The sequence below is a fragment of the Curvibacter gracilis ATCC BAA-807 genome (assembly GCF_000518645.1).
Lineage (GTDB): Bacteria > Pseudomonadota > Gammaproteobacteria > Burkholderiales > Burkholderiaceae_C > Curvibacter > Curvibacter gracilis.
In genome coordinates this window covers 1-6410 of record NZ_JADZ01000063.1, presented here as the reverse complement: position 1 = coordinate 6410, position 6410 = coordinate 1, and the positions used below count along the sequence as shown (strand labels likewise).

The following is a 6410-nucleotide window of genomic DNA, read 5'->3' as shown; positions in this document are numbered from 1 at the left end:
CCCTGCACCAGCAGGCCCAGGTAGCTGCGCAGGATGTCGCTGTTGGCAACGCCATTTCTCACGGGCAAGGCGGCATCGAGTCGCTTGAACACTGGCGCGAGTCGATTCAGGTGATGTCCGACCAGCGCCAGACCGGCTACCGGGGTGAGGTCGTAGTCGAGCTGCTTGACGATGAAGGGGCGCATTGGAAGAACTCAGGTACTGCGTTTGCAACAGGCCCATCAACGCCCCACACCTGTCTCGCGTTTACCAAACTACCTCAAATCGAACGCACCCGCAGGGTGAGGCACTTTCACTCTTGGGCTCACGGATTCAGGTAGATACGCTATATTTCTAATATCATTGCTCGTATTCGCTACTACAAACAGTCCGCTGGCTATTCCTCGATTTCTCATCGGCGGGTACTTAATCTGCCTACTCTACGTCTTTGTTGATTTGACGGCTATGCGGAAATTATTTTTTTTCATGGCTTTTTTTGTTGCGCAAATTACTATATTTCCCGCGTTGAGTGAGCTGGCTCGTGGAGATATTACTCAATTCCGGCCAGAATTAGTAAAGGATTACCTGGGTGGGCATGGTGATTTTGATGGATTACAGTCTACGATAAATGTGGTTAATATGGTAAGGGATTCTGGTTGCCTTTGGGGGCGACAGATTTTATCGGCAATATTTTTCGCAATACCGCGAGAGGTTTGGCCGGACAAGAGTATAGGTACGGGTGGTGAGGCTGGTATCTATATGAATTATCCGTTTATTAATCTGTCGGCACCTTTGCCGGCGGAGTTTTATGTGGATTTTGGATATTTTGGCCTTGTGCTTATGTCGATGGCATTTGGGTTTTTTTGCGGTTACTTGGATTGTTTTTTTGAGAAAATGAAATGCAATGAGAATTTCAGCGGATTAATGGTGGCTAGCATTTTTTATGGGTATATTTTTATTCTAATGAGAGGTGCGTTGGTCGGTGTTGTTGGGCCTGTTTTTCTATCCTGCGGCATTGTTTTCTTATTTTTTTTCTTCCTGAAATTTAGGGCGCCAAATGAATGCTGAAATCTGCGATCGCTATCTTGATGATTTCAATGTTGTTTTCGAGGCTGTGAAGTCTGCGACAGAAATAGATCGTCCTAAAAGGTTGTATTGCGTGCAACTTCCAATAGGTTTGGGTGGGCAAATATCAATTCGCATTGATGCCATAATCCTTGCTATATTATTTGATCGCGCAATTTATTTTCTATCTAAAGAGGATTATCCTTACGGTCAGGTTTTCGAGAATTTCGGGTTCATTGCCGATTCTGGCTTCGACTGGGAGGGTAGGCCAAAATATAGTTGTGATGCTGAGTTCTCTGACGTTGAGAATTTGGTTTTTGATAGGAGAACCACGTCCATACGTGGAATGGATGGATTAATCCTTCCTCAGCTTGTCGAAGCATTGAAAATAAAATTGAATTTGCAAGCAATTGATGGTTTGTTGATAGAAGGTCTTGTTTTTAAATCCCTGAAAATAAAAGAAGATATTTTTGCTGAATCGCTGGATTTTGTTGGGCGAATGGGGATAAATCATGAAACAATTGGCGTTCACTATAGGAGGGGGGATAAGAAGGTCGAGTCGGCATATGTTCCCGCTGATTTGGTTAATATGGAAATATCTAATTTCCATAGTTCTGGGAACTTTAAATCTGTCTTTATTGCGAGTGACACCCCCCTTGCGACAAAAGAAGTTCAGTATCCAGATGATTTAAAGCTGATTTTTGATTTTGAGGAAAATCGTTTTGATAACGCAAATCATAAAATGCTTTTCAAGAATAGGGCTCTTTCAGATCAAGAGACGCGGGTGGCTATCAAGAATATAATTGCACTAGCCTCTTGTGGTGCTATTGTTGGTCAAAATAATGCACATTTTGCACTGATTGCTGCATCCTGCATTGCATTAAAAAATTCCGATCGTGCCAACTACAGGTTGATAGATGGATATTTTCTTGAAAAGTCGAATGGCGTTGTTTCTCTTAAATTTAAAATTAAAAGAGTGCTCAGGGGTTTTGCGAAAAAATTGGTGCCATGGATGACGGTATATTCTCGCGTTTCTAAAGCGCAAAAGCGATGAGTAAATACTCTCTGATTCGGTCGGTGTCCTATGGGTTTTTCCCAAAGATACTTGGCGGTGTCATAGTGTTTTTCGTATTTCCGATTTATATTAAGTCTTTAAATACGAATGATTACTCATTATTTTTGGAGGGGATGGCATTTTCCTCCTTTGTGTATTTGGTTTTTGGTGTTTCTGTCGTTCCTTCGGTTCGAATCCTGGTTTCAAGTCCTCGTCGTGGCGATGTTCGATACTTGATGGGCTTGATATTGGGTTTTAGATTGTTGTTGGTCCTTATTTTTGTTTTATTATTTTTTTTATACTGCTTTTATAGCTGGATTTTTTTGAATGGGCTGAATAACTTCACCTATTATTTTCTGATCTTGGTGATTTCACTTTTGCAGTCGGTTTTTCAAGTTGGTGATGTCTTTAAACTGGCGAAAGGCCAGGATCAAATATCTAGTTCTTATCAGGGTGTTGCTAATTTGGGAATGATTTTTTGGGTGCTATTCTGGCCTCCTAAAGATATTTGGTTTGCGACAGTTATCTATTATATTCCAACCCTCCTTTCCAATTTTTTTATATATATTGACGACCAAATTCGTGAGAGATTTATAGTGCTTCCGATATTTAGATTGCTAAGGATGTGGAGGATTGTCGTTGAATCTCTTGCCTACGTTTTTAATTCGCTATCTGATTATTTTAGGCTGTATATTCCGGGGATTATTTTTCTTGCTGCTGGATACGTTGCTGAGCAGGTCTATTATTCTACCGTTATTCTGTTTGTTGCTCGCTTGATTAATCCGATTTCATTGGTTCTTCGTCCGCTAATACCAATTTATTTGGATGCTATTAAGCGGCGTGATGTTGCCTGGCTTCGGCGACTCCGAGTGGTAATATTTTGGCTGCCGCTAGCCATGTCTTTTTTGCTTTTGCTTGTATTTGTTTTTTCGAAATTCTGGAGTTCCGGAATTTTGGATTTGTTGAATATCGGAATCTCTAATATTGACTGGTTATTTGTATTCTCATATTTGCTTTGCAATGTTTTCTATATTGTGATTTCATCTCTATTTCATGCCGATCATATTGATTCATTGAGATTTAGTTTGCTGAATTTTCTATACATGGTTTTGATCTTTTTTGTATTTTATATATTTCTTATGATTTTTCATGTAAATACTGCAAACATAATACTGCTTGCGTCCGTTTTGTTGCCTGGTATTGTTCTGTGGCGTCATTTGATTTTGACATTTAAAGAGAATATGAGCTGATCATGGTTTTCTACTCTTTGTTGTATGTTGCTAATTTCAAGGATTCGGTTAACTTGAAAGTGCTGCAGGCATCTGCAAAACATCTTGTCTATTTGCGGAATGCGGTTCTTCTTGCTAAGTCGATTGCTCGATTTGGTGATGAACTGACGGTTTTGACAAACGATAGGTCTTATTTGCTCGGACTTGTTAATGATAATGATGTGGTTTTGAATTTTGATGTTGTTGAAATTGAATTCGATTTTCAGGTCTCGGCGAATGTGGCTTTCCATTCAGCGCATTACAAAATTGATGTATTTAGATACTTCGCCGGTCTGAAGGCACTGAGATGCACGTTGATAGATTTGGATGTTGTATGCCTTAGAAGGCTTCCAGATTTTTTCTACCATTCTGATGATGCTCTCGTTTATAACATATCTCAGCAAGTCTTTGAGGAATATGGGTCTGAGAGAGTTTCCGGTGATCTTGTGAGATTGGGGAATCCTCCGAATATTTTTAATTGGTTTGGTGGTGAACTAATATCTGGATCTCCACAGTTTTTCGAAGCTTTGTATCGAAATGCGGTGATCGTTAATAAGAGATACTTGGCATGTCATAAGGAACTACATCATGAGGGTGACGAGATGTTGGTTTCTGTTTCATTGAATTCAATGATTGCTAGCGGCTACGTTTGTCGAGATATTTCGGATGAATATTTCATCTACCGTCATTGGAGTGGTGTCCCGGGATTCCGCCAAAGATATTTAATTGCATTGTATGCGAGGATCTTTTTTTTGCATTTGCCGCAGGACAAATTGTTTTTGTCATGGTTTTCAAAGTTCAATGATGATAAATTTTCGGAAGTTTTATTTTCTTTTTTCTTTTTTAACTATTTGGCGTACAGGTCTTTTCGTAATATTTTTGTAAAAATCTATCGATTGGTAAAGCGATGATATATTTAGTTGTTGGCCCTTTCCCACCTCCATTGCATGGCTTCTCATTGGTTACGTCAAAAGTTTACGAATATCTGCTTCGGGAAAATAGTGTATTTTATTTTGATCGTTCGCCTTTTATGAAGAGATCGCGCCTGATAGGCACATTGCTTTCATTTGGTAGGTCTTTTTCCTCGTTTTTATGTCGACTTATTTTTTCTAGGGCTGATGCTGTTTATATAGGTGTATCAGGCGGGTGGGGGGTGTTGTTTGATATGGCATTTTTGCTTGCTGCTAATATTTTCTCAGTTAAGGTGACATTGCATCTTCATAATTTTTCTTACTTGGATAGGCCGAGCTCAAAATTCCGATTGTTTTTCTGGCTTCTAAATGATAAGTCCACTATTATTGTTCTGTGCTCATGTATGAAAGAGCGATTGATTGCTAAATATTCCATACGGCATGACAGGATTTTTATTTTGTCTAATGTTGTTTTTTCGGGAGTTGGAGCATCCATTGCAGCACAGAAACGAGAGAATACTGGGATTGTTTTGGGTTTTTTATCTAATATTACCAGGGAAAAGGGAATATTTTTGTTTTTCGATTTAATCGAGGAGATGTTGCTGCGTGGTGTTAACGTTGTTGGGCACGTAGCGGGACCAGTTGATGATTTGATATTGAGTGAGTTTAATGGAAGATTGGCAAAATGCAAGGCTGTTAAGTATTTTGGGCCAGTGTACGAGAGAAGGAAAGATGATTTCTTGCAGGCGTTGGATTTTTTATGTTTTCCATCTGATTATGCTAATGAGGCTGAGCCCGTTACTATATGGGAGGCCGCGTCTTTCGGTGTACCTACGATCGGAACTAGAAGAGCCTGCATTGTTGAGCAAGTAGATTTTCTTGGTGGGGCAGCATTTGATGTGGATGATTATGTTGGTCTGGCTGCAAATTATTTGTGTGAGGCTCGTCTTAAGCTAAAGAATTTTGATGCTTTGAGAGAATCTGTTCGCGCTAAATATATGAATGCTCTTGGTGATAGCAGGAATGTTTTGGCGGATATTTTTACTTGATATATTTATTTTTGTTTGTTGTATTTTTTATTTGTCTTGAAGGTGGGCGTTTTCGGTGTTGGTGTATTGATCCAGTGATTTCCTGCTCAGGTGTTATCGATGAAAGGAAACACAGATGAGCACCCTGATGGAAGGCGACATCAAGCGTTGGACGGCCAAGAGAAAGACGGCCCTGGTCCTGGACATCATTCAAGGAAAGACCACGGTCTCAGAGGCCAGCCGGGCCTACGACCTCAACCCTTCTGAGGTTGAACAGTGGGTCAATGAAGGCAAGCGCGGCATGGAGAGCGCGCTGCGCAGCAAGCCCCTGGAAATCAAAGAGCAGTACGAATGCCAGCTCAGTGATTTGTAGCAGGCCTACGGCGAAGCGATGTTGGAGTTGCGTGCGAGAAAAAAGCTGGCCTCCGTGCTGGGCAACGAGGACGAGAAATGATCCTCAGCCTTCAGCAGGGATTGGCTGAAGACGCGATGCGGTCAGCCTCGTGAAGCTTTGCCAGTGGTTCCAGATTCCCAGGCGCACGGTGTATTACCGCAGCACCAAGTCGGCCCCAAAGGTCCAGATTGCGGACTGGATCAGTTGGTACAACCATCGGCGCCCTCACCAGGCGCTGAAAATGAAGACCCTCGCTGAGGCATATGCTTTAGCGGCCTGACCTGTGCACAAACCGCTGGGTCAATACAGTGACATCTGACCCAAGAAAATTACTCGTGGTGATCGTAGGCCTTGAACCCGGCCATCTTCACCAGCGCATCCTTGCGCGCCGAGTCGTAGTCCGAGACCACCATCTCTTTCACCAACTCCGCCAGCGTGATCTTCGGCTTCCAGCCCAGCTTGGCGTGTGCCTTGCTCGGGTCGCCCAGCAGCGTCTCCACCTCGGTAGGCCGGTAGTAACGCGGGTCCACCCGCACCACCACATCGCCCACCTTGCACTTGGCCTTGTCGCCGCTCACCGCTGCCACCACCGCCACCTCGGCCTCGCCTTCGCCCTCAAAGCGCAGCGTGATGCCCAGCTCGGCCGCCGCAAACTCCACAAACTGGCGCACGCTGTATTGCACCCCGGTGGCAATCACAAAGTCTTCGGCC

At 42.7% G+C, this 6410-nt stretch carries 8 protein-coding genes and 1 pseudogene; 7 read left to right on the top strand and 2 right to left on the bottom strand.

The window, feature by feature from the left end:
* Positions 1–185: pseudogene (locus tag L880_RS0125425) on the bottom strand (IS1380-like element ISCARN34 family transposase); the annotation flags it as partial.
* A 280-nt stretch (positions 186–465) separates the two neighbouring features.
* On the opposite strand from L880_RS0125425, the gene L880_RS35945 reads away from it, so the two are divergent.
* The 7 genes from L880_RS35945 to L880_RS36110 all read left to right on the top strand — a co-directional run bounded on the left by L880_RS35945 (position 466) and on the right by L880_RS36110 (position 5979).
* On the top strand, positions 466–1047 hold the full coding sequence (locus L880_RS35945; RefSeq protein WP_157463072.1) for a hypothetical protein: 582 nt from the start codon (positions 466–468) through the stop codon (positions 1045–1047).
* Positions 1037–2098 carry an O-fucosyltransferase family protein gene (locus L880_RS35940; protein WP_157463071.1) on the top strand — a complete coding sequence of 354 codons (1062 nt, stop codon included), beginning with the start codon at positions 1037–1039 and terminating at the stop codon, positions 2096–2098. The genes L880_RS35945 and L880_RS35940 overlap by 11 nt, the downstream gene beginning before the upstream one ends.
* Before the next feature lie 134 nt (positions 2099–2232).
* On the top strand, positions 2233–3348 hold the full coding sequence (locus L880_RS35935; RefSeq protein WP_157463070.1) for a hypothetical protein: 1116 nt from the start codon (positions 2233–2235) through the stop codon (positions 3346–3348).
* 2 nt (positions 3349–3350) lie between these two features.
* Complete coding sequence (locus tag L880_RS35930; protein ID WP_157463069.1) at positions 3351–4277, top strand: hypothetical protein; 927 nt, start codon at positions 3351–3353, stop codon at positions 4275–4277.
* Positions 4274–5326, top strand: a complete 1053-nt coding sequence (locus L880_RS35270; RefSeq protein WP_084461669.1) for a glycosyltransferase family 4 protein — start codon at positions 4274–4276, stop codon at positions 5324–5326. The genes L880_RS35930 and L880_RS35270 overlap by 4 nt, the downstream gene beginning before the upstream one ends.
* Before the next feature lie 115 nt (positions 5327–5441).
* Positions 5442–5678, top strand: coding sequence for a DUF1153 domain-containing protein (locus L880_RS0125415; RefSeq protein ID WP_027478004.1), 237 nt, complete (start codon positions 5442–5444; stop codon positions 5676–5678).
* Positions 5679–5808: 130 nt separating this feature from the next.
* Entirely contained in the window at positions 5809–5979 is a 171-nt protein-coding gene (locus L880_RS36110; protein ID WP_169737810.1) for an integrase core domain-containing protein, read from the top strand.
* Positions 5980–6028: 49 nt separating this feature from the next.
* On the opposite strand, the gene L880_RS0125405 is transcribed toward L880_RS36110, so the two are convergent.
* Positions 6029–6410: GDP-mannose 4,6-dehydratase (locus tag L880_RS0125405; protein ID WP_027478003.1), on the bottom strand; the 382-nt coding region annotated here is incomplete at its 5' end.

Bases quoted from the DNA above. Each gene is read 5' to 3' on its own strand.
- L880_RS35945 (WP_157463072.1), top strand. From the start codon at position 466: ATGGCTTTTTTTGTTGCGCAAATTACTATATTTCCCGCGTTGAGTGAG.
- L880_RS35940 (WP_157463071.1), top strand. From the start codon at position 1,037: ATGAATGCTGAAATCTGCGATCGCTATCTTGATGATTTCAATGTTGTT.
- L880_RS35935 (WP_157463070.1), top strand. From the start codon at position 2,233: ATGGCATTTTCCTCCTTTGTGTATTTGGTTTTTGGTGTTTCTGTCGTT.
- L880_RS35930 (WP_157463069.1), top strand. From the start codon at position 3,351: ATGGTTTTCTACTCTTTGTTGTATGTTGCTAATTTCAAGGATTCGGTT.
- L880_RS35270 (WP_084461669.1), top strand. From the start codon at position 4,274: ATGATATATTTAGTTGTTGGCCCTTTCCCACCTCCATTGCATGGCTTC.
- L880_RS0125415 (WP_027478004.1), top strand. From the start codon at position 5,442: ATGAGCACCCTGATGGAAGGCGACATCAAGCGTTGGACGGCCAAGAGA.